The organism is Streptomyces sp. NPDC015130 (assembly GCF_043080005.1).
Classification (GTDB): Bacteria; Actinomycetota; Actinomycetes; order Streptomycetales; family Streptomycetaceae; genus Streptomyces.
In genome coordinates this window covers 67,068-88,795 of record NZ_JBIBVC010000022.1, presented here as the reverse complement: position 1 = coordinate 88,795, position 21,728 = coordinate 67,068, and the positions used below count along the sequence as shown (strand labels likewise).

The following is a 21,728-nucleotide window of genomic DNA, read 5'->3' as shown; positions in this document are numbered from 1 at the left end:
ACTACTCCTGCCGCCCGTCGGTCAGATGCGCGAGAAGGCCCGGGCGGCCGAGGCTGTCGTCGCGCAGGCGAGCGACGGCACCGCGCGGAGCTGAGACACCGCCGCCGAGGGCGGCACGGTGGGGGTATCGTCGTCCGGTCACGGACGGCAACAGGATCGTCTGTCCGACCCGAGGGAAACGACATGACCGATCTGAACGCGCTGCGGGCGAGCCTCGCGTCGGGTGAGCACGAGTTCGCCGACACCCTGGCCTTCGTCTCCGCGCACTACGCTTACCAGCCGCAGGCGTTCCGCAACGGGGACGCGGAGAACGCCGCGGGCGAGAACGAGGGTTCCTGCAAGACGCTGGGGCTGGCCCTGCTGGAAGGGCTGAGCGACCAGGAAGCGCTGCTGGCCTTCGGTGAGCACTACCGCAGCGTGCTCGCGACGCCGAACGACACCGATCACGGCAACATCCGCAACCTCATGGCCCACGGCCTGGCGGGAGTGAGGTTCGCGGGGCAGCCGCTGGCTCGCAAGAGCTGAATGATGATGGCGCCAGCGGGGGGGTCCGCCCCCCCCTCGCTATCGAGCGGCCGGCCCCGGCTCCGGCCGATCGGGCTCGTCCGTCGGTGGCGGCAGCCCGGTGAGGAAGGTGCGGATCTCTCGGCCTCGGGGACCGAGGGCCGTGTAGTGGCCGAGGGGCCGTCGGGCGGGGTCGTGGGCGAGGTTGACGCGACCGAGGTCGCGGTGGACGTGCGCCAGGTCGTGACCACGAGACTCCGAAGGCGGGCGTTCGGTGTCGGTCGGCCCGAGGGTATCGACGAGCTCGGTGCGGTACGCGGGTACGGACCTCTCGCAACTGAGCTTGTACGGGTGACCTGACCGGTGCCCTGCCCCCGCCCGGCACCATGGGGCCGACCAGCCACCCCGGGCCCGGCACGACACGCTTGTCGGGTGCGCGTCACGCGGACCGGGGTGCGGGTGGCCGGCACTGGAACCAGGCCCTCTGTTGGTGTGGGGAAGACCCTTCCGCGGGGAGGGATCACGTCCTTGAGGGTGCGTCGTCGGATGTCGAGGAGTGGACCCCGTGTCACCTCGGGCAGTATCCTCGCCGCCCTGCGCAGCGCGCTGCTCTGCCTGCACCACTTCGGGCGGACCATCAGCTCCGACAGGTTGAACGTGTCGGTGGTGTCGGGGCGGGGGAGAGGTACTCGCGACTCCCGCTCGTGGACGGCCGGGGCGCCGTAGGCGTAGTCGGCGGGCTCGTCGCCGTCGGAGGCGATGACGCAGTCGAAGCCGGGCAGGTCGCCCCAGTGGGGGCCCGACGGGTTGCTCAGCAGTGCGCCAAGCGGGCCCTGAGAGCAGCCGGACTCCGTCTGGCCGGGGTCTTCGACAACACCGCTGTCTTCGACCGCCAGCCCGTTACCCGCGCTCATTTCCCGGAGCTGCGGAGCTTCTCGAACCCCATCCTCGGAGTGGCGGCGGACCCCTTTGCATCCTCCAGCTCCTACCGCTGTTGGTGCAGGGGCGTGCGACGGGCGTCAGGTCCCGGCGGCCGCTCGCCGGATCGCGTCGAGCGTGCGCGCCACATCGTCGTCGGTGGTCGACCAGTTGCTCACCGAGATGCGCATGACGCGTCTGCCGTGCCAGCTGGAGCCGCTGATCCACGCCGTGCCGTCGTCGAGCAGCCTGGCGAGTATCCGGTCGGTGCGTGCCTCGCTGCCGAACTCGGCGCAGACCTGGGTGAACGCGACCTCGTTGAGAACGGTCGCGCCGTCGATCTCGGCGATGCCGGCGGCGAACGTGGAGGCGTGGCGGCACAACCGCTCGACGAGGTCGGAGACGCCTGATCGACCGAGGGACCTGAGGGCGGCCCACACGGTGAACGCTCGGCCGCGCCGCGAGAGTTCGGGCACCTTGTCGATGGGGTCGCCGTGTTCGTGCTGGATGAGGTAGTCGCCGCGCTGGCCCATCGCCGCCCGGACAGCAGTGGCGTCGCGCACGATCGCGAGTCCGCAGTCGTAGGGCACGTTCAACGTCTTGTGAGCGTCCGTTGCCCAGGAGTCCGCGTCCGCGCAGCCCGCCGTGAGGTGGGCGTAGCGCGGCGAGGTGGCTGCCCACAGTCCGAACGCCCCGTCGACATGCACCCAGGCGTCCGCCTCGCGCGCCGCACGGATGCTCGAGGCAAAGGGATCGAAGGCGCCGGAATGGATGTCGCCGGCCTGGAGGATCACGATCGTGGGGCTCTGGCCGTCGGCCGTCACGGCCTTCCGCAGGGCCTCGGGATCGATGCGGCCTTGATCGTCCGCAGCGACGAGGTCGGGTCGTCCGAGCCCGAGGTAGCGCAGGGCCAGGTCGATGGCCATGTGGCGGGACTCGCCGGCGATGACACGCACGGGCGGGCCCCCCGTGAGGCCGTCGCGGGCGACGTTCCAGCCGGCGCGCCGCAGTACCGTGTCCCGCCCGGCGGCGAGGCACGTGAAGTTGGCCATCGTCGCACCCGTGGTGAAGCCTACGGAGCTGTCCCTCGGCAGGCCGAGCAGATCGAGCAGCCAGGATTCGGCGATCTCTTCAGCCGCCGCGTATGCGGGCGAAACAGTGCGCATGACGCAATTCTGGTCCCAGGCGCTGACCAGCCAGTCAGCAGCCAGGGCAGCGGGCTCGGTGCCGCCCACCACGAATCCGTAGAAGCGGCCGCTGGGGAACGCGGTGAGCCCCGGCTCACAGGCCGTGGCCAGCAGGTTGACGACGTCGGCGGGCGTGCTGGGGCCTCCAGGCAGATCGGGACCGAGCGCTCGGACGATCTCGTCGACCGAAGCGCGGGCGGGTATCCGGCGGTCAGGCAGACTCGCCAGCCACCGGACAGCATGGTCGTACGCATCTCGGAGCGCTGCCTCGCGCGCGTCCATACCTCGGACTATGCGACCGTCGGCGCCGCCCCGCAAGCCGACCGCGGGCGGGGTCCCCCGGCGTTCCGGCTGCTGTGCTCCCCCGGACGGCACGAAGTGCGCGGTGATGCTCTCCAACGCCGCGTCCGCGCCGCCATCCAGAGGGAACGAGGAATCGGAGCAGATCGTCAGGACAGCCAGGGCAACGTCTCGGGAAGGTCTGCCCGTTCGCGTCCAACCCGAGGCCGCTCCAAAGATCTTGAGCATTGGTATTGCCCGTGCTCGATGGCGATCATCCCGTAGCGCGGCATAGCCGGCGCAGGCACCTTGGAGACCACCAGTCGAGTGAGTGGTCCCGCCAGAGGGACTTCACATGTCGCGCAAACGAAGACCACTGCTTCGGCCCCTGTGGCGCCCTGGGCAGCGTGGGTGCGGCCTTGCCGGTGCGCTGATCCTGGTCTCGTTGGTCGTGCATGCGCGTGACGGTACGCGGCATGCTTCCCGGCTTTGCAGCCACCCCGCCCCTCCCGCCCCCAGGACCTAGGGCGTGTTGCGAAAGTCCCGCCTGTCCGACGGCGCCTGGCACGCACGCTCGCCGCGTTGTCGGGATCACCCCGATACGTCCAGTATCGGGGTGACCCTCCGCCTTGCGATCGCACGCACCAGACGCCGTCGGGCCCGCCCTTCGGGCGGCCGGCGCTACTTTCGCAACACGCCCTAGCCGGAATGCTCACCGGCGACGTCGAGCTGCACTCGCGCGGCCTGCCCGGTATCGGCGCCGCACCGGCTGACCCGTCAGAACCTGAGCCGGGCCCACAACGCCACTGCGGGTACACCGCCACAGCACTCAACTGATCGTCCGCCACGGTGTCCCGAACCGATAGGCGGTTCGGGACACCGTACTCCCCTGCCGAATCCCTCACGCGCCGCTGATCACACAGGCTTGGGCCCTCGCCCCAGCACATTCTGATAGTGGCGGCCAGCCTCGGCGGATTCGGCCGTAGCACGACACCTGAGCCACGATGCGGCGCGACCCGCGACACTGAGCTGCACGAACCTCACACCCCCTCGCTCCTGCACTGGGTCTGAGCCCCCGTCGGGGGACGCTATCAACCACGGCCAAAAGGATGCGTCTGCTCGAATACCAGGACGCAGAGACTCGCCGTACTGCAAATGCCTGATGCGCTCAATGCGCTTCCGGCACGACCTTGACCTCGTACGCGAGGACAGGCACCGCGGCGAGCTGCTCGTCAACGTGCTCCCGGACATCGCCGGCCAGCGACAGCACCATCTTGGTTCTCGCCCCGGGGCCGTCGGCCCGGGGAACGGGGCTCTCCACGGGACCGACAGCGCTACCGGCCAGGCTCTGTAGAGCCCTGCGAGCCTCGTCGAGCGCATCGTCACTAACAGTCATCGAAACAACGGTGGTAAGTGCCATGGCAAGCCTCCCGGCAGTGAACGAACACGCGACTGCCCCAAGGATCACCCCCTGGTGCCTCCTCTGCACTGTGAGTACACGTGCGCGGCTACTTGGATGCGATGCCTCGAAGGCTGTGTGCAGGGTTTTGTACAGCGGATCGACAACTTGTTGCGTGTCGGCGGCATGGCGCGAAGCATCGTGAGGATGGAGGGCGGCCATGGGCGTGCCTGTTCACACCACCGGTCGGCACCGCACCTGAGGCAGGAGGTGGAGCGGCGGGCTGGGCTCGCTTATCGGTCGGGTGCGCGTGGCGCTGCCACTGGGTTTCGGGAGCAATGCAACGTGGCGGTGTTCGGCACGGGTTCGGGCGGGCGGCGGAAGCGGCTCCTGGCCCTCGGCCCCGTGGTAGCTCAGGAGTAGGTCATGGGGCAGCCGTGCCGTATGGCGTACTGCGCGGCGCGCAGGTAGAGAGCCACGTAGAAGGCCGCGTCCCGGTCCTCGGCCCACGGGCCCGGCCGCGCCCGGGCGGTCCGCTCCGCCCCGCCTTCCAGGAACCACAAGCTCAGCGTGAGGTTCTCGCCCGCCGGTATCGCGTCCACGGGCAGTTCGACGGCGTCGGCGAGCCGCTCGGCCAAGGCGAGCACCCGCGGGGCCCCGGCGACCACTGTCTCTTCGCCGGAGTACGCGGTGCCGACGGGGAGCACGATCTCCTCCTCCAACGCGAACGGCACCAGCACACTCCAGTCGAGGAGGGCCGACACCTCCGCATCGGTCAGCCGCGTCCTGCACAGCGCCACGAAGCTGTCCATGGACGGGCTGACCTTCTCCTCGAACCAGCCCGGCGCCTCCCCTGCGACCTGCCGCAGCCCGTAAGGGGGCAGCCCGCGCCGCTCCAGCTCGGTGTTCAGCACGGCGGCGATATCCCCGTACCCGTCCTCCCCGAGCTGTGACCAGTCCTGCGCGGTGACACTCACCAGATAGAGACCCATGATCGCAACGTACAGGCCGCCACCGACAACGTCCCTGCCTTTCGTACGAGCGCGGCGGCCGTGCCCACCGGTTCAGTACCGCCTGAGGCGTGTGCCAGGGCAGAGGCGCCGACCGCTCGACCGCCCGGCACCCAGCGCCCTGTCAGGCTTCGCCGCGCCGGGCCCAGGCCCCTCTTCCACCCGCCGTCATCAGCGTGTTGACGATGTGCGACCGGTTGCGGCCGCCCCGAAGGAGCCGCTCGGCCGCCAGGCCGAACGCCAGCGCAGGTCCCACGAGACCGAGGGCCTCGCCGGTGCCGAGCGCCAGCCCCGCGCCGGCGAGCCCGAGGCCGGCCTCGGCGGCGGCCCAGGCGAGCCGCCCTGGCCGCTCTCCGGAGGCCGGCAGCTTCCGCCGGACCGCCCGCAGCAGTGCGGGGAGGGCGTCGTCGGCCGCCGCCGCGTCCCCGGCGCGCAGCGCCGCCTGGAAGGCGTCGCGGCGACGGGTCACGACCTCGTCCTGATGGACCTTCGCGATGTCCTGCCAGCCCAGTTCGGCGACCGCCGCCAGGTTGCCCGGGGCCATCCCGTGTTCCGCAGGGGCTGTGGCCCCGGGGTCGGCGGGCTCGAAGAGCGCGTCCGTCGGACGCCCGAGGTAGAGCCCGATGTCGGCCGCTTCCGGGAGCGACCGCGGGGACGCCCCGTCGGTGCCCAGCGTCCGCTGCACCGCTGCGTTCCAGGCCTGCGTCGCGGTGTTCCACATCGCCGTCCTGTGTGGCGGGTCCGTCGCGTCGAGCTGGGCGAAGAGCACGGCCCTGCGGTGCCGGTCCGACGGCTCCACGTGCGCGTCGAGATAGGCGAGGGTGCGTTCCACCGGGGCGTAGTCGTGGCCGGGGAGCCCCGGCAGTTCCGCCACCTCCTCCAACACGTCGCGGTACGAGCAGGGGCGCGTCACGGCGCTCGTGCCGAGCGGCACTCCCGCCTCGCGGGAAAAGTGATGCAGGGTCCAGGCCACTGCCTCCAGCCTGCGCCGGATCACCCCACCCTCCTCGTACCGTGCGCCCAGGGCGGTACCCCGCGCGAACAGCGGCCCGGGATTCGCCTCCCCACGCTCCAGAACGGCTTCGGACAGCCTGACCAGGGGCTCCGCCGTGTCGAACGAAGACGAGAGCCAGCCGGGCTCCAGGGCGCGGTGCAGGCCGGTGGTGACCAGGGCGAACGGGTCGCTGCCCGCCGGAGCGGCGGTGGTGCAGCGCAGGAACGACGGGCAGCCGCGCACGAAGGACCGGAAGTCCTCCGTCTCGAACAGCGCCTGTACCGCATGGCTGTCGATGAGCTGCACGTCGCTCAGCACCACCGTGTGCCCCAACAGGGCCTGGATCTTCAGCATGACGGCCAATGACGTGTCCTGCGGACCCCACCCGGACACGCGCAGGTGCTCACCATCAAGCCAGTGGGCATAGATCTCCATGGTTCCCCTTCCCCCGCCGGGCGAGGGGCTCCCCCTCGGCATCAGACCCTACGGTGAAGAAGCCAACTGCGCTAAGTGCCCGGTCGGTTGGGGCCCGCCATACACCCCGCACTGCGGCGCACTGGACCGCCTTCGAGAAACTGACGCGCGGGGTGTCCGATAGGGGTGACGCCGGTGGGAAAATCCGGTCGACAGGCGCCCCGCGACGGACTGTGATGGCTCCAACTGCCCGCCGCAAGGGGCGGGCCGACTGCAGGAGCTGCTCTTGGCAACCGGGAGAGTCACGGACGCCCGTCCCGCGATTGATGCCGCGCTGGTCAGGCGCCTGGTCGACAGGCAGTTCCCGCAGTGGGCCGAGCTGCCCCTGGAGTTGCTTGACCCGGCCGGCTCGGACCATGTGATCTACCGGATGGGCGAGGGGCTGTCCGTACGGCTGCCCCGCCATGCCGGTGCCATCAGGCAGGCCCGGAAGGAGTCCGAGTGGCTGCCACGGCTCGCCCCGCACCTGCCACTGGCCGTCCCCGTGCCAGTGGGGCTGGGGGAGCCCGGCTTTGGTTATCCGTGGCCTTGGTCGGTCTCCCGCTGGCTGGACGGTGAGGTGGCGACTGCAGAGGTACTGGGCCATTCCTCCGAGGCCGCTGTCGAACTGGCCGGGTTCCTGACCGCTCTCCAACGGTTCGAGCCCGGGGAGATCTCGCCCCAGGGCACCCGCGAGAACCTCACCGCCGGGCCGCTGGTTGCACGGGACGAGGCTACGCGGGCCGCCATCGCAGAAGTCGACGGCACGTTCGACGCCGCTGCCATGACCGAGCTGTGGGAGGCGGCGCTCAGCGCCCCCGATTGGGAGGGCCCACCGGTCTGGTTCCACGGCGACTTCCATACCGGCAACCTGCTGACCGTCGACGGCCGTCTCAGCGCGGTCATCGACTTCGGCGGACTCGGCATCGGCGACCCGGCCTGCGACCTGATGATCGCCTTCACCCTGATGTCGGCCGGGAGCCGGGCCGTTTTCCGCGCCGCGCTCGGCGTGGACGACGCCACCTGGATCCGGGGCCGCGGCTGGGCACTGGCCACGGCCCTGAACGCCTACACGTACTACGCCGCCGTCAACCCCCGGGTCGCCGCGCAGACCACCCGTCAGATCACCGAGGCGCTCATCGGCTGAAGCGTGTTGCAGAAGGTCGCGTCGGCTCAGCCCGGGCGTTTACGGTGCGAACCGACGAGTCCGGTGTTGATACAGGCGCCGCCACCCAGCACGGTCACGCCCTCGCAGACGGCGGCCAGGCCGGAGTCCCGCTGTGCCCTCGCGTCCGAGGTCTTGCCGGGCACCGGCCGGGCCGCTGCGATCACGAGTTTCGTGTCAGCGTCGATGATGACCTGCACGTTCGCCGAGAACCGGTAGTTGCGTGCAGATGCCCCCACCTTCCTGTCGCGGACCGGGAGTCGCGGACCGGGATCAGGGTGCCGTCCACGATCCATAGCCGGTCCACTGTGTCGGCCGGGCGGGCGGCCGACTCGATCGCCAGGAGCGGCCGCAGCCGTTGGATGACGCGGCACACCGTCGCCGGCGAGCAGCCGAACAGCGGCGGGAGCTGACCGCGGCCACCGGAGCGGCGGGTCCGGCGGGGCCGCGCGCAGGCGTGACGGCGTACCGACGCCGCTGCCGAGGGGGCGTACTCGGTCGTACGAAGTCGTTCACAGCCGCTGGACGCGGTGGAGGGTCGCGCGCAGGGCACGGGGACAGAGGACGGTTCGGGCCGCTCGCGCGGCGGACCGCCGGTCGGGTGCCCCGGCGGCAGACCGGCCGACAGTGCGGGCGGGGGATCTCGGCCTCCGGGCCAGAGGGCCACGGGGGAGTGGTCGCGACGACAGCCTGGCGCAGGAAGGGACAGGTCCTCACGGCCCTGTGGGCGGCGCGGTGGCCGATGCGAGGCACAGTGTGCAGGCTGGTAAGGAGCATCGCGGAGAGCGTCAGCCGAGGCTGCGCACACCGCTCCCCACCGGAGTAAGGAAGGCGGTCGCAGTGTCCCGGAATCGCCGCTTGATCCTCAGCCCGCCGTCCCGTGTGTGGGGCCTGCTGTCCAACGGACATCGCTACGGGGAGTGGGTCTCGGGAACGCAAGAGGTCATCGCAGCCGACCCGCACTGGCCCGAGGTGGGCGCCCGGCTCCGGGTCCGGGTGGGAGTCGGCCCCCTCACCCTCGACGACACCTGTGTCGTCCGCATCTGCGAGCCCGGTCGCCGTCTGGAACTGGAGGCGAAAGCGGATCCCTTCGGCGCGGCCCGCATCGCCATGAACCTGATCCCATGGGGCGAGAACACGCTCTTCCTCCTCGAATGGCACCCCCTCCGGGGCCCCGGCACCCGCATGCACGGGCTCCCCGTCGACTACGTCGTCTCCATTCGCAACGGCATGATGCTGACGAAACTCGCCCGGATCGCCGTCCGCGAGCAGCACGGCAGCATCGCTGATCTGCCCTCGGAGGCTATTGGCCGGTGATGCGTCGCCCCTCTGCCGATCCGACGCCCAGGGCCCAGGGTCGGTCCGACCTCGACGGGCAGCCGCCCCCGTCCGGTACCGAGAGACCTGGAGCCACGGCGGAGAGTCAGCCCCCCTTCTGGGCCCTCAGGTCGTCCTGCGAACGGTGACGACGGGGCAGTGCGCGTGCGTCATCACGGCCTGGCTCACCGACCCGAGGAGCAATCCGGCCAGGCTGCTGCGCCCGCGAGCACCGACAACCAGCAGCTGAGCCGCCTCGCTCGCGTCGAGCAGGGCCTCGCGCGCCGTGGCGTCCACCAGGTCGCGTCTGACGGTGACGTCCGGGTAGGTGTCGGCGCGGCCGGCGGTCGCCTGGGCCAGCACCTTTCCCGCCGACTCGGGAGCCGCGCCGACCGGCGCCTTGTCCGGCTGCCATGCGTGAACCGCCACGAGCGGGGCCCGGCGCTGCGCGGCTTCGGCGAAGGCGACGTCGACAGCCTTGTCGCTGTCCCCAGAGCCGTCGATCCCCAGGACGACGGGCTCCTCGTCAGCGGAGGCCCGGTGTGCTTCGCGGACCGTCATCACCGGGCAGTGGCTCCGGGAGGCCAAGGACACCGGTGTGGATCCCAGCATCAGGCCTGCGATGCCTCCCGTACCTCTGGAGGCGACGACGATGAGCTGCGCGGATCGCGACTCGACCTCCAGTACGTGCACCACATCGCCCGTCACCACGGCCCCGGTCACCACGAGGCCAGGGGCCACGGCACGGGCGCGGGCGACAGCATCGTGGACCAGAGTCCTGGAAGCCGGGTCCGGCACCGCGAGCCTGGGCTTGATCGGCACCTCTGCATGCACCACACGCAGCTCCGCACCGCGCCGTGCCGCTGCCGCTGTGGCTGCTTCCACCGCGGTGAGGCCCATCGCCGAACCGTCCACACCGACCACGACCGGTCTGCCCATAGCTCGCTGCTCCCGTTCAACCTCGGGGGTTCCCAGCCTGGCGTCGCCGACACGTCGCTGCAATTCCTGCGGGCCACCGCACCACGCCATGAATACGTGTTCACGGCGGCGACCGGCCCACGGCCTGGTCGGGTCTACGACCTCCGCCACAGGTGTCTCACGACCTGGTTCGACAACGGCATCCCGCCCGGGTCGCCGCCGCAGGCAGGCGCCGCTTCGCCGCGGCGTGTATCAGAGCCCACGGTCGCCTCGCACCTGACCGGGCGGGCTGCTGTTCTCGGCCATCTGCCACTGCTCGGCGATGCTGTCCGTGAGGTCGGTCGGATCGAGGTACCGCCAGACGGAGTGCTCCTGGATCCCGAGCGGCTCGGCGACGGTACGGCTGCGCCTCCCGATGGCGTCGGCGACCGTACCCGGGCGACCGTACCCGGGCGGACGGTCACGGCCCCGGTGGGCCAGCTCGGCCGGCGAGGTCGCGTGTCGACTCCTCTCGGGCTGCTCGGGCTGCTCGCGTTCCGGAGGCGGGTTCGGTGGCGTGCCTGCCCGCGTAGCACCTTCACTCGCATGCCGGCTCCGCCGTCCGCACCAGCAGTCCCGGGTGCCTCTGTCGGCCCGCGCCTGAAGTGCCCACCCGGGCGCACCGCCGTGATCGCAATGCCTCGTGTTCGGCAGCCTCTGCCTGACACCCGCCCCACGAGGGACAGGACATCACCTCTCCCCTGAGCGGCAGGCCGAACTCGACGCCGCTCGCGCGGCCGACCGGGACCCGACCCCGGCCCTCAACGTACGAGGGTGGGTCTCAGCTTGTCGTTCAACGCCTCTGTTTGGTCATCAGGCCCATGAGTTGAAGAGCGTCCCGCCCAGAGTGGTGATGCCGTAGGAGCGGATCTGTCGCCACTCGTCCTTTGCAAGCACTGATGTGTCCACGTCGGAGAGAGGCGTGGCGAGCTGCTCGCTGCTCAGAACAATGAATCCTGCTTCAGCGAAGGTAGAGGCCCACGGTGGAGGGGGGAGAAACTCCTCGGCATACCAGTTCCGGCGTTCTTGTGCGAAGGCGATCCAGGGGTGATGGGCGTGACACAGGATGACGCTCTCGCCCGTGGGATCGACGATCGACGCGGTGTGGAAGGTTCGGGGGTATTCCTGCTCTTCGATGTCACCTACTTGGCCTTCGGCGACTCGCGCAGCGGCATACAAAGCGGTCCGGAACGGCCGCAGGTCGGTAACCGGAAGGGAGCCGTCGTTCGGCACGGAGAAGCCTGTCGCACCTCGCGGCAGCGTGAAGTCCGTGTTTCCCTCATTGACCATGGTGCTCATCTTGCCCGATGCGACGGTCACGGCCTGCTCAGTGGCCCAGGTAGAAGGGTCGCCGAAGTCGAACTAGCGCCGTGCCTGGGCGGTCTGCCGCCACCGGCAGCGCCGCTCGGGGGCCCGGCGCACCATGTCGGCGCCGTGCACGACCCGCAGCTCCTCGGCGGCGTGCCGCAGGATCCGCCACAGCGAGCCGACGGGGATCGGCCCGCCGTGCAGCCGGATGGCCTCGTTGAGACTGACCTCCGGGATGAACGGCCCCGGCGGGCCGCCGGGCGAGATTGTCCAGCGCGTGCCCGAAGTGGCTGAGGAAGTCCGCGTCCTCGGCGAGCACGGGCAGGACCCGCTTCACTGCCGAGAGCTTCCCCAGCACAGCGCCGAGATGGATCGCCCCATGCCCCCGGAACCGAGCCCCCCAGCAGTCGGAAAGCTCCGATCCGCCGGGGATCCCCGCCTCCAGCGGCACGGCCCCACCGCCGTCGAGCGTGAGCGGGCCCGAGTTGTCTTCCAGTTCCCCCTGCATGGGCCGCGCAGGAACTGAGCGTGTTTCAACTCTGTATGGTGCCCAAGTGTGCTATGCGGCAACGGAGTTGGGTCACTCGGGCCAGGGAATCAGCGACTCTTCGTCGCCGCGTCCTGTTCGTCCTGCCGTATCTGCGCCGCGACCCTCTCGCGGATCGCCCTCTTCTTCGCGTTGCCCAGCGCGGTGCTCTCTTCGAGTTCGTCACGGCTGTTTTGGTGCAGCGGGTGGGAGTGGTGCCGGAAGTTGTCGGGCGTCGCCTGAGTGCCCCCTTCGACGCGCTCCGCGGCGAAGAAGTGCCCGATCGCGTCACGGAGCATCGCCTGGTCCCGCTCCCCGAAGGCGCCCGCCCACGTGCCGTCGGTGACCTCCTGGTCGCCCGACCTGGCCTCACTGAGGAAAGCACGCCCGTACTGCGGACCGAGGATCGCTTCCAGCTTCCCGCCGCGCTCCCAGCCCTTGGACGGGTATTTTTCCACGTCCTTCTCGTTGTCCACAGCGGCGCCGTTCCCGGGCCTGGGCTGGTTGGGGGAGATGTCGATCGACAGGGTCTTGATCCCGGCGAAGGCGAACTGATCGGTGACACCACTGCGCATGCCGATCGCGCCGACGATCGTGAAGTTCTCCTTGAGGTAGCTCAGCAGTGCCAGCTCGCTGCGACGGCCTCTCACTCCTTCCCACTCCCAGTACTTGAGCAGGTGCGGCCCGGGGACGGTGTCCGGTTCCGGATGGCCGCCGATGAGGACGGGCTGCGCACCCCCGAGGTCGGGGTGGTCTCTGATCATGCTCTGGAGCTGGGCCAGACCCTCCCGCCCGGTGTCGAGCGCGGGGGCGTTCCCCTCCCCGGTGTGGCCGCTGTCCCGGTAGTTCACGATGACGTACGGGACACCCGGCGCGAACCTGCTCAGCGGGTGACTGTGATCCGAGCGGGCGGAGTCGAAAGCCTCTGCGGTGGCGGCGTCCGGAGCCGCGTAGTCGCGGTGGAAGTCCTGCATCCGCGTCGCGTCGCCCCCGGCGCCGACCCAGGCCCCCAGCTCCAGCATGCCGCTCTTGAACTTGTTGGTGGAGATGTTCTCCCCGCCGCCGTGCGCGAGCCCGAGGCTCTCCCCGGACTTCTTGGTGAAAAAGACCCGGTTGGGCCCCAGATCCTCGTGGAGCTGGTACATGTGCGTGGCTTTGCGGGCGACGGCACGCTTCGCGCGGGGGCGGTCGCCGCTCTCCTCGGCCAACCTGCGCTCGGTTTCGGCGTGGATTTCCCGCTCGATGTTCTCGGCGTAGGCACCCAGCATCTGTGCCTCTGCCGCCTTGACCTGGAGTTCCGCTTGCTGCTTGCGCCACTTCTTTGCCGTGATGGTGAGACCTTCCGGAACGTCCAGATCATTGCTCCCTTCCTGGATCTCCCGCTTTCTGGCCTTGAACTCGTTGTCGCGTACACGCTTTGCTTCAAGTCTCGCCGGGGAGTTCTCCTCCGTCATCCTCGCGGTGCGCACGGAGCCCGCGATGCGAGGGCGGTCGGCCACTTCGTCGAAGTCGTCCAGGAGGCCGTACATGAGGAGCTTGAGGCCCGGGTCGAGGAGCATCGCGGCCCGGACGTGGTACATGTCGCCGGAGTGGCCCGCGTTCACGACGAGAGTGTTGTCGGCGTTCAGCCCGTGGGCGGTCGCCTCCTCCGCGGTGCTGATCTCGGTGCCGTACGCCGGAGCGGTCGCGACCGCCGTCTCCTGCGCGGGCGGTGCGGAGGAGAGGGACGAAGAGCTCGTCGTCTGCCCCGGATCCGTCAGCACGCGCTGGACGGAAGGGGCGGAGGACCGCGTCCCCCCGGCCGTACGCTGCACGGGCTCGGCGACCGCACCCGCCGCCGGAGCCGAGCCCGACAGCGCGCGCCGGGCGTTTGCCTCGGCCTCCCGCTCGAAGCGGTCCGAGGGATCGGAGACGCGCAGACCGGAGCCGTCGTCCGTGCCGGAGACCGGGCCCTGACGCTGCTGGATGACGTGCGTCAGCTCATGGGCGAGGGTGTGGCGATCGCCGCCGCCGTCGCCGATGACGATGTGGTTGCCGGAGGTGTACGCGCGGGCGCCGACCTCGGCTGCGGACGCGCGGGCGGCGCTGTCGTTGTGCACGCGCACGTCGGAGAAGTCGGCGCCGAGCCGGGACTCCATGTCGGCACGGGTGCCGTCGTCGAGGGGGCTCCCGGAGCTGCGCAGGACACCGTGCACGGCGGAACGCTGTACGGGGGCGGGCGCGGCCTCGGGGCTCTGCGCGTGGCCGCAGCCGGCGCCGTGCTGGTGCCGGGACTCCTCAACCAGGCGGGAGACGGCGGCGTTGCCGATCGTGCGCTGGAGGGCGAGGACCGTCTGCGGGGACAGGACACCGCCGACACCGGTGGTGGGGGTGACCGAGCCGCCGCGCGGCGCGTCACGACGAGCGCCCGCATCGGTCCTCGTCGCGGTCGACGGCTTCGGTGCGTCCTTGGCGTGCATGGAATTCCCCTTGAAGGGCGCGTTACGGGTATGTTCCTCCCCTGTCTAGTCGGCGGGGTCGGCGGGGCACAACGTTCGCCAGGGCAGCGTCCGATGGGCGAACGGGCAACCCGGGCTCGGATGGATCTTCATGTCTGAGCGCAGAAGGGGCGGGCACTGCGCCTCGCCGACGACTGATCTCCTCGCCATGACGCGACGCCGGCCACAGACCGGCCGGCCCCTGCGGGCACGCGGGCGGCCACCGCACCTGTCAACGGCCGCCGTCGCGTCCCTGGAGTCCCCCTTCCGGCCGGCCGAGCAGCGCGAGCCGCCGCACCGGTCTGTCCGGCGGCAAGAGCTCGGCACACCACCACCGCCGGGCACTGCCCCTCGTCGCGCGCTACACCTCGACATCGGCTTCACTCGCGCCACTGCCACCCGCTCCACCCGTGTGACGCGTGGGGCGATGCACGGCACCGGGTCCGCGGTCGTCGCGGGTGCGGGTGCTCAGTCGGTGTCGATGCCGCGCGCGGTGAAGATCTCAGCCGCGTTCGGCACGGCCAGGACTCCGTCCTCGAGGAAGGTGATCTCCCGCAGATTGGGCAGCAGGGCGAGGTCGTCGAGTGAGCGGACGTCGAACAGGTCGTCCTCGCCGTCCCAGGCGGGGGCACAGTGCAAGAAGACGTCTGCCCCGGCGTCGAAGCACAGTTCCTCGACGCGGGCGAGCATCTCGGCCGGGATTTCCAGGGCGTCGAAATAGGCCCGGGACTCCGGCAGCACCTGCGCGTGGAGACCGTTCCTCAGAACGTAGGACGCGGGGTCGTCGATCCCTCGCTCGGCCAGCCGCGTAGGCAGGTCGTAGACCGGGAGGAGCGGATCGGGGCCGTACATGAGCTCCTCGATGACGAGCAGCTTGAGGTTGAAGTCGCGGAACTGGCTCATGGGAGATGGGTATCACGGACGTACGACACGGGTCCTCCGCCCAGGCGGAGGACGGCGGAGGACGGCGTGCACATCAACGCCGAGTTTGCCGGCCAGGGCTACGACCATGACCACGACCCGCAGGTCCTGTGATTCCGCCCGTAGCACGCCCGCGGGAGTGCGCCCTCGGCCGCACTCCCGCCGGACGCTGAGGTCACACGCCCGCGCTGAGGCTCAGCGCGGGCGTGTACCGCCGCACGCGGCTGCCGGTGAGCCCGGGGTGATGGTGCACCTGCTCCCACGCCGCGCCGATCGCGCCGGCGTCCGCCAGCCACTCCGCGTGAGCCTGCTCGCTCTCCCACTCGGCGAGGTTGAGGACCCGGGTCCCGTCGGTGGACAGATGGAAGTGGGCGCCGATCCCGCCGATCGCCGGCCGCCTCCCGGTGTCGTCGGCGAGGGCCTCGTGTACGGCCCGCACCCACGCCTCCTGACGGTCGGCGTCCGGCCCCTCGAAGTCGACCTCGACGACGGCGACGGCCCCGGGCACCGCGGCCGAGACCTGGCCCTGACCTGCCTCACCGAAGGCGGCGGCACGCCGCGGCGGCGCGTAGCGGCGCAGCTCCACTCGCTCGATGCCGGGTACGGCGGCGTCGATCTCGGCGTTCCGGTCGCCCCGGTAGGTCCGGACGAAGTCGTCGTAGGCCTCCTCGGTCGTCCACTGCGAGTAGTGCAGCAGAGTGTCGCCGTCCGTCCCGATGTAGACGCTGTACGAGAGCAGCCCGAGGTCCGGCCACTCCCGGCTCTCCCAGGCCTTGCGGATCGCCTCGACGGCCGTCCGCTGCCGCTCGGGCGTGCCGACCGACCAGGTGCTGGCCAGGACGGCGCCCACGCCGGGGCGGTACAGGTCGGGACGGGCGTCGGGGTGCGCGATGGCGTTCATGGGTTCTCCCTCTCTGTGACTGCCTCCACCCTCCGCCCTCAAGCTTGGTTGAGGTCAAGGGAATTGTTCGTGCGGGACTCGGTGCCGTGATCCTTCGCCCCGCTGTTCGTCCGCGTCGTCGACGAGCCCGCCAACCCGGGCCGGCTGTGCCTCGGCGACAATGCACGCCGAAACCGCGCCGTGCGTGAGGACGTCCGCATCCTCACCCGCGCCCAGGCGAACGAGCTGCGCCTGCCTGCCGAAGACTTCTGGCACTTCGACTCCCGAGTCGTCGCGCTGCTCCACTTCGACGACACCGACGAGATGACCGGCGTCGAGCCGATAGCGAACCCGTGTACGTCCTGCGGCACTGCCAGTTCCGAGAGGCGTCGTGGCACCGCGCGGTACCGCCCGGGGGGTGACGACCGACTTCCAGCAGTCCCGCGCCGGCCTCGGCGTGCGGCTCCGCGAACTCGCGGCTCGACCTCGGCCGCGAGTTCGCGAGGCGCCTCGGCTGGACGCAGTCGAAGGTGTCCATGCCGGAGACCGCCGCCAGAACGCCACCGTGGTTGACGTCCGCGCGTGGGCCGCCGCCGGCCACCCCGAGGCGGCGGGCGAGCTCGAGGCCCGCGTGCAGGGCGTGGAGTCCCGCACCGCTCGTGGCGCCGCCGGCCGGCCGCCGGCCACCGTCCGGTACAGGACACCCTCACGGTGGAGTACGAGCGATCTACCCACCTGCGCGCGTGGGAGGGCGCCACGGTTGCCGGCATACTCCAGAGCGCCGACTACGCCCGCGCCGTCTTCACCCGCGATAGCGAACTGCACGATTCCTTACGGGACACCGACGACGACGTCCGGGCCCGCCTGCGACGTCAGACCATCCCCTACGAGCCCGGCCGGACCTTCGACATCGTCATGTGGGAGGCCGCTCTCTCCACACCGCCGTATGCCCGCCGCCGGTTCTCTCCGCCCAACTCGACCGACTCGCTGGCGTGATCGGCTTGGACACCGTCCGCCTCGACATCGTCCCCTTCGGCGCATCTGTGCCCTGCCGTCGGCGGGCGATTCCTGGCTGGCCGATTGCCGGCCCCGTCAGGACCGTTGAGCGGTTCTCCGCATCGGAGCCAGGCCGGATCAGACATTCCACGAGGACTTGACGACCCGCGCCGCGGTCCGCGACCTGACATGCGGTGCACCAGCGAGCATGCTCGCCCCCCGGCTGCTGTCCGTCTGTTGGCTTCGTTCACCTTCAGTGACAGCGTTTGTCGACCAGTTTGAGCAGCGGTTAGCGATCTCTGACGGGAAAGTCTTCAGGAGTTTTGACGGCGCTTCGCGTCAGTGATCTTGGCCTGCGGTCCGTGCGGAGCAGTCGTGTCCGTCGCCGGGCAGGCCCATGACGTTCAGCACGGGCTCCTCGCCCTCAGGGATCTCGAAGGTGAAGTTCGCTCCTGACGCGATCGCAGTGAGCGAGCACTGGGTGCCGAAGGTCAGCGGAGCATGCGGTTCCCAGGAACAGCCAGCACTGTCCAACGCGGAAACGACGTCCGCGTGCTTGAGCCCTGCCGGGAAGGTGCCCGTCCCCCCGACAACCGACGGAGGGAGTTCGACGACGTCACGCCAGGTCTGGACGCAGATGAGGGAAACCTTGCGGCAGCGGCAGACACTCAGCTCAAGGTCTCCGTAGGCGAAGAGCCGCGGCCACTCTCTGTTCCGGCTCATTGTTCCGATGTCCCACGGCTCGCCGAGTGCCGCGGTCACATCGTTCCAGTCGGCTCCGCTGAACACCGGGCCCAGCCGACCTGTCTTCGCCATGCTGGTCAGGACATCGAGAATCTCCACGAGGCGGAGCCTGACAGGTGCGCTGACCAGCAGTCCAGCGGTTTCAGGGGTCAGCCCGCTGCGGGTTGTCCGGTTCGGGCTCGGGTGGAGGCGAGGCGGTAGGAGTCGGTGCCGGTCTCGATGATGGTGCCGTTGAAGGTGAGGCGGTCGACGATGGCCGCGCAGAGGCGGGGGTCGGTGAAAGTCTTGGTCCAGCCGTCGAACGACTCGTTCGAGGCGATGGCGACGCTGTTCTTCTCCTCGCGTTCGGTCAAGACCTGGAAGAGGAGTTCGGCGCCGTGGCGGTCGAGTTCCATGTAGCCGAGTTCGTCGATGCAGAGGAGATCGACGCGGCCGTAGCGGGCGATCGTCTTGTTCAGCTGCTTCTCGTCGGCCGCCTCGACCAGCTCGTTCACCAGCTTCGTCGCGAGCGTGCAGCGGACGCGGTAGCCCTTCATCGCGGCCTCGGTGCCCAGCGCGATGAGCATGTGGGACCTGCCGGTGCCGGAGTCGCCGATCAGGCAGAGCGGCTGGCTCTTCTTGATCCACTCGCAGCTGGCGAGGGTGTGGATGGTGGTCGGGGCGATGTTCGGGTTGGCGTCGAAATCGAAGGACCGCAGGGACTTCTCCCGCGGGAAACCGGCCGCCTTGATCCGCCTCTCCGACCGGCGGCGGGCCCGATCGTCGCACTCGGCCATCAGCAGCTCGGCGAGGAAGCCGCGATAGGTCATCTGGTCCTTCATCGCCCGGTCGGCGATGTCGGAGAACTCGTTGCGGATCGACGGAAGCCGCAGCAAGCGACAGGCGGAGTCGATCGCGGCGTCGGCAGCCTGCTCGGTCAAGCCTCGCTGTCGGGGCATGGTCACTGCGCTTCTCCCTCACGGTGGCTGCTGCCGCTGGTGCGGCGGCGTCGGAGCAACTGGTTGTAGTGCGACACGAGGGCAGCGGCCTGGTGTCCGGCGGAAGATGCGCGAGCCGCCACTCGTGCAGAGACGTCACCGTCGCCGGCGCCTGGCCGAGGGTCCGGGCGTCCGGTGCGGGCTCGGTCTCGGCCTGGGCGGCCTTGCGGGCCTCCAGCGCGACCGCGTCCGCGGTCATCGCCCCGGCCCGCAGGGCTGCGGCCAGGCCGGCGACGACGTGTCCGTGCGTCATGTGGCGTCCGAGTAGCAGCACCTCGATCAGCGCGCGGGTGCCGTCCGCTCGCCGTGGATCTTCATGGCCTGCGTCCACCAGGCGTCGTGGACCGGGGTGAACTTGCCGGCCGAGCGGGCCTGTTCGAGAGCGGTCGAGCGGGATCTGGCCGTAGCGGTCGACCCGCGGAGTGAACAGCCGCCCGGTCTCGAACGGTTCCTCCGGCAGCGGCATCAGCAGGGGTCGTTCGAGCGCGAAGTCCTCGGCGATGGTCCGGGACCTGGAGCCGATCCGGCGGGCGTCGTCCCGCCGGTCCCACCGCTCGACCATCTCGTTCAGCTCGGCGAGCGAGGACACCTCGGGGACGGGGACGAAATGGTTGCGGCGGAAGTAGCCGATCTGGCCCTCGACGCCGCCCTTCTCGTGGGCGCCCTCGATGCCGGGCCGGCAGTAGAAGCTCTCGATGCCGTAGTGCGACTTGAAGGCGATCCACCGGTCAGCTTCCACCCTCGCCCGGCTCAGCCCGAGCACGCGGGCGACGGCCGCCTTGAGGTTGTTGTAGCGGACCTTGGTTCGCGGGACCCCGCCCAGCGTCCGCAGCGCGTGGACGTGGCCTTCGAAGAACGCCTCCTGGCCGCAGGAGGCGAACACGCGGTGGACGGCCTTGCCCGAATACGACAGGCGGAAGGAGAACAGGTAGCAGGTCGCCAGCTCGCCGGCGAGGCGGATCGTCACGTCGCCGAAGTCGACCTCCGCCTCGTGACCGGGCTGGTGGGTCTGGGGGACGAACGGCTCCAGCGGGGCTTTGCCCGACTCGACCAGGATCTCGGGCTTCCGGGCCGCGATGTAGTAGCGGACCATCCCGTAGGAGACGTCGGCGCCGTGTTCCTCGACCAGCCGGTGGAAGATCCGGGTGACCGTGTGCCGCTGCTTGCGCGGCGCGTCCAGGTCCGCCCGCAGGATCTCGTCGATAACCGGCTTGTAGCGGTCCACTCCGGTCGCCCGCGGCGGCAGCTTCTTGCGCGGCTCCGGCCAGGACGAGTCCAAGGCCTTCCTCACCGTCCTCCACGTCACGCCGTGCTTGCGCTCAAGCTCTCGCATCGACCTTCGACATCCGCGGCATGACCAGCACCTTTCACCAGGAGCACCTCGATGCTGCCCTGGCAAGAACCCCGGTCCCTCCCGAACTCGTCGACATCACCCATCCGTGGAAAGGGGCGCCTCCCAAAACCATCGACAAGCGACGTCGCTACTGCTCGATAAAGCCAGTCTGTGGTCACGGCGGACGATGGGCGGGCAGTCAGAACGGCGCCCGAGAGCGTTCATGCGTTCGCTCTCGGGGGCGTGTCGCGACGTGATGGTGAAGCCTGGGTCGGACGATCAGCGGGGTTCATCGTGATGCGGGGCCGACCGGGTGATGCTCCACTGAGTGGAGATACTGCAACGCGGCGGTGGTGCACATGGACGACCACGACAGAACGGGCGGCTGGTGGGCGGGTCGCTCGGCATGGGGCAAGGGCGGATTTGTGATCGCTGCCCTACTGGTGGCATTCCTCGCGTTAGGAGCCATCATCAGCGCCTGTGGGGGACCCGCTGAGGGTGAACGCCCGGACCCTTCCCCAACAGTCACTGTGACCGAGACTGAGACCGAGACGGTGCCCGAGACTGAGACCGAGACGGTGACTGAGACACCAGCCGCTCCAGCTCCGGTACCGCCGCCTGTGGAGACGCCCGAGTCCGATACACCCGAGCCCGACATCCCCGACCCTGTGGCTACCGACCCTGTGACGCCTGAATCGTCGGAGCCGGCCACACCAGCAGCGGCGTACTACGAGAACTGCGATGCAGCGCGGGACGCCGGAGCGGCACCGCTGATTCGTGGCCAATCTGGGTATCGAGATGAGCTCGACCGGGACGGTGACGGCGTCGCTTGCGAGCCATACGCCGGCCCCTAGTAGCCCGTCAGGTCTCCTTTGCAACCTCGACACCAACTGGGTGGGTGGTGCACCTAACCTCTTCCGGGCCCACCCGGCAGCGGTGGATGCCTGGATTCCACGTCGGTGTGCACCCGACGGTGCCCGAACTGCGCCGGGTGCTCGCGGAGCCCTGGAGCTGGGCAGGCGCCTGCCGCGCGGGGCGCGGGAGGCCGACCTGATCCTGGTGAACGCGCTGCGGCAGCCCCGCGTGCTGGTCTTGGACGAGGCACAGCGCCTTCCGGGGCCGGCGCCGGAGTTTCTGCGCGGGCTGTGGGACCGTCCGGACACGGACACAGACACGGACACGGACACGGACACGGACACGGACACGGACACGGACACGGACACGGCACTCGTGCTCGCGGGTGTGGGCAGCGAACGGGCGCTGCGCCGCGTGCCCGCATTGGCCTCTCGGGTGCTGACCGGGGAGTCGGTACCGTGCCTCAGCCCGCGCGGGTGTTGTCGATCTGCTTCTTCGGCTGCGTCGCGACATCCCTGCTCAGACCGA

The 21,728-nt window shown here is 70.1% G+C and carries 17 protein-coding genes and 2 pseudogenes; 6 read left to right on the top strand and 13 right to left on the bottom strand.

Annotated features, from left to right (window positions below; all coding sequences use genetic code 11):
* Positions 1–183: 183 nt before the first annotated feature.
* Positions 184–525: a HopJ type III effector protein gene (locus tag ACF08F_RS33725; protein WP_392302330.1), complete on the top strand. Its 342-nt coding sequence runs from the start codon at positions 184–186 to the stop codon at positions 523–525.
* A gap of 998 nt (positions 526–1,523) precedes the next feature.
* Here the strand turns inward: ACF08F_RS33725 and ACF08F_RS33720 are convergent.
* The 4 genes from ACF08F_RS33720 to ACF08F_RS33705 form a co-directional block, all read right to left on the bottom strand.
* On the bottom strand, positions 1,524–2,891 hold the full coding sequence (locus tag ACF08F_RS33720; protein ID WP_392302329.1) for a pyridoxal phosphate-dependent decarboxylase family protein: 1,368 nt from the start codon (positions 2,889–2,891) through the stop codon (positions 1,524–1,526).
* A 1,165-nt stretch (positions 2,892–4,056) separates the two neighbouring features.
* Positions 4,057–4,308 (bottom strand): hypothetical protein, encoded by a 252-nt coding sequence (locus ACF08F_RS33715; protein ID WP_392302328.1) that lies wholly within the window; start codon positions 4,306–4,308, stop codon positions 4,057–4,059.
* 392 nt (positions 4,309–4,700) lie between these two features.
* The gene (locus tag ACF08F_RS33710; RefSeq protein ID WP_392302327.1) at positions 4,701–5,279 is read right to left on the bottom strand and encodes a hypothetical protein; all 579 of its coding nucleotides are present in this window, start codon (positions 5,277–5,279) and stop codon (positions 4,701–4,703) included.
* A 142-nt stretch (positions 5,280–5,421) separates the two neighbouring features.
* Positions 5,422–6,726: a hypothetical protein gene (locus ACF08F_RS33705; RefSeq protein WP_392302326.1), complete on the bottom strand. Its 1,305-nt coding sequence runs from the start codon at positions 6,724–6,726 to the stop codon at positions 5,422–5,424.
* 265 nt (positions 6,727–6,991) lie between these two features.
* Between ACF08F_RS33705 and ACF08F_RS33700 the strand changes: the two genes are divergently transcribed.
* Entirely contained in the window at positions 6,992–7,891 is a 900-nt protein-coding gene (locus ACF08F_RS33700) for an aminoglycoside phosphotransferase family protein (protein ID WP_392302325.1), read from the top strand.
* Positions 7,892–7,920: 29 nt separating this feature from the next.
* Here the strand turns inward: ACF08F_RS33700 and ACF08F_RS33695 are convergent.
* Positions 7,921–8,321 (bottom strand): annotated as a pseudogene (locus tag ACF08F_RS33695) (transposase); the annotation flags it as partial.
* Between the two features lie 428 nt (positions 8,322–8,749).
* Here ACF08F_RS33695 and ACF08F_RS33690 point away from each other — a divergent pair.
* On the top strand, positions 8,750–9,226 hold the full coding sequence (locus ACF08F_RS33690; RefSeq protein ID WP_392302324.1) for an SRPBCC family protein: 477 nt from the start codon (positions 8,750–8,752) through the stop codon (positions 9,224–9,226).
* A 126-nt stretch (positions 9,227–9,352) separates the two neighbouring features.
* On the opposite strand, the gene ACF08F_RS33685 is transcribed toward ACF08F_RS33690, so the two are convergent.
* From ACF08F_RS33685 to ACF08F_RS33665, 5 genes are all read right to left on the bottom strand, one after another.
* Complete coding sequence (locus ACF08F_RS33685) at positions 9,353–10,165, bottom strand: universal stress protein (RefSeq protein ID WP_392302323.1); 813 nt, start codon at positions 10,163–10,165, stop codon at positions 9,353–9,355.
* 831 nt (positions 10,166–10,996) lie between these two features.
* Positions 10,997–11,503 (bottom strand): hypothetical protein, encoded by a 507-nt coding sequence (locus ACF08F_RS33680; protein WP_392302322.1) that lies wholly within the window; start codon positions 11,501–11,503, stop codon positions 10,997–10,999.
* A gap of 585 nt (positions 11,504–12,088) precedes the next feature.
* Complete coding sequence (locus ACF08F_RS33675) at positions 12,089–14,476, bottom strand: DUF4157 domain-containing protein (RefSeq protein WP_392302321.1); 2,388 nt, start codon at positions 14,474–14,476, stop codon at positions 12,089–12,091.
* A 486-nt stretch (positions 14,477–14,962) separates the two neighbouring features.
* A complete protein-coding gene (locus ACF08F_RS33670) occupies positions 14,963–15,397 on the bottom strand; it encodes a DUF6892 domain-containing protein (RefSeq protein WP_392302320.1) in 435 nt (144 codons plus the stop codon).
* A 193-nt stretch (positions 15,398–15,590) separates the two neighbouring features.
* Complete coding sequence (locus ACF08F_RS33665; RefSeq protein WP_392302319.1) at positions 15,591–16,316, bottom strand: antibiotic biosynthesis monooxygenase; 726 nt, start codon at positions 16,314–16,316, stop codon at positions 15,591–15,593.
* A 102-nt stretch (positions 16,317–16,418) separates the two neighbouring features.
* On the opposite strand from ACF08F_RS33665, the gene ACF08F_RS33660 reads away from it, so the two are divergent.
* Together ACF08F_RS33660 and ACF08F_RS33655 are read left to right on the top strand one after the other, a co-directional pair.
* Entirely contained in the window at positions 16,419–16,868 is a 450-nt protein-coding gene (locus ACF08F_RS33660; RefSeq protein WP_392302357.1) for a DUF6879 family protein, read from the top strand.
* A gap of 138 nt (positions 16,869–17,006) precedes the next feature.
* Positions 17,007–17,291 carry a Scr1 family TA system antitoxin-like transcriptional regulator gene (locus ACF08F_RS33655; protein WP_392302318.1) on the top strand — a complete coding sequence of 95 codons (285 nt, stop codon included), beginning with the start codon at positions 17,007–17,009 and terminating at the stop codon, positions 17,289–17,291.
* Positions 17,292–17,630: 339 nt separating this feature from the next.
* On the opposite strand, the gene ACF08F_RS33650 is transcribed toward ACF08F_RS33655, so the two are convergent.
* From ACF08F_RS33650 to istA, 3 genes and pseudogenes are all read right to left on the bottom strand, one after another.
* Positions 17,631–18,134 (bottom strand): hypothetical protein, encoded by a 504-nt coding sequence (locus ACF08F_RS33650; protein WP_392302317.1) that lies wholly within the window; start codon positions 18,132–18,134, stop codon positions 17,631–17,633.
* A gap of 50 nt (positions 18,135–18,184) precedes the next feature.
* The gene (istB, locus tag ACF08F_RS33645) at positions 18,185–18,979 is read right to left on the bottom strand and encodes an IS21-like element helper ATPase IstB (protein ID WP_392302316.1); all 795 of its coding nucleotides are present in this window, start codon (positions 18,977–18,979) and stop codon (positions 18,185–18,187) included.
* Positions 18,976–20,345: pseudogene (gene istA, locus ACF08F_RS33640) on the bottom strand (IS21 family transposase). The gene istB and the pseudogene istA overlap by 4 nt, the downstream one beginning before the upstream one ends.
* A gap of 359 nt (positions 20,346–20,704) precedes the next feature.
* Here istA and ACF08F_RS33635 point away from each other — a divergent pair.
* Complete coding sequence (locus tag ACF08F_RS33635) at positions 20,705–21,199, top strand: excalibur calcium-binding domain-containing protein (RefSeq protein WP_392302315.1); 495 nt, start codon at positions 20,705–20,707, stop codon at positions 21,197–21,199.
* Positions 21,200–21,728: the final 529 nt, after the last annotated feature.

Coding starts and splice junctions, on each gene's coding strand:
- ACF08F_RS33725 (WP_392302330.1), top strand. CDS start 184: ATGACCGATCTGAACGCGCTGCGGGCGAGCCTCGCGTCGGGTGAGCAC.
- ACF08F_RS33675 (WP_392302321.1), bottom strand. CDS start 14,476: ATGCACGCCAAGGACGCACCGAAGCCGTCGACCGCGACGAGGACCGAT.
- ACF08F_RS33635 (WP_392302315.1), top strand. CDS start 20,705: ATGGACGACCACGACAGAACGGGCGGCTGGTGGGCGGGTCGCTCGGCA.
- ACF08F_RS33685 (WP_392302323.1), bottom strand. CDS start 10,165: ATGGGCAGACCGGTCGTGGTCGGTGTGGACGGTTCGGCGATGGGCCTC.
- ACF08F_RS33705 (WP_392302326.1), bottom strand. CDS start 6,726: ATGGAGATCTATGCCCACTGGCTTGATGGTGAGCACCTGCGCGTGTCC.
- ACF08F_RS33715 (WP_392302328.1), bottom strand. CDS start 4,308: ATGGCACTTACCACCGTTGTTTCGATGACTGTTAGTGACGATGCGCTC.
- ACF08F_RS33710 (WP_392302327.1), bottom strand. CDS start 5,279: ATGGGTCTCTATCTGGTGAGTGTCACCGCGCAGGACTGGTCACAGCTC.
- ACF08F_RS33665 (WP_392302319.1), bottom strand. CDS start 16,316: ATGAACGCCATCGCGCACCCCGACGCCCGTCCCGACCTGTACCGCCCC.
- ACF08F_RS33670 (WP_392302320.1), bottom strand. CDS start 15,397: ATGAGCCAGTTCCGCGACTTCAACCTCAAGCTGCTCGTCATCGAGGAG.
- ACF08F_RS33720 (WP_392302329.1), bottom strand. CDS start 2,891: ATGGACGCGCGCGAGGCAGCGCTCCGAGATGCGTACGACCATGCTGTC.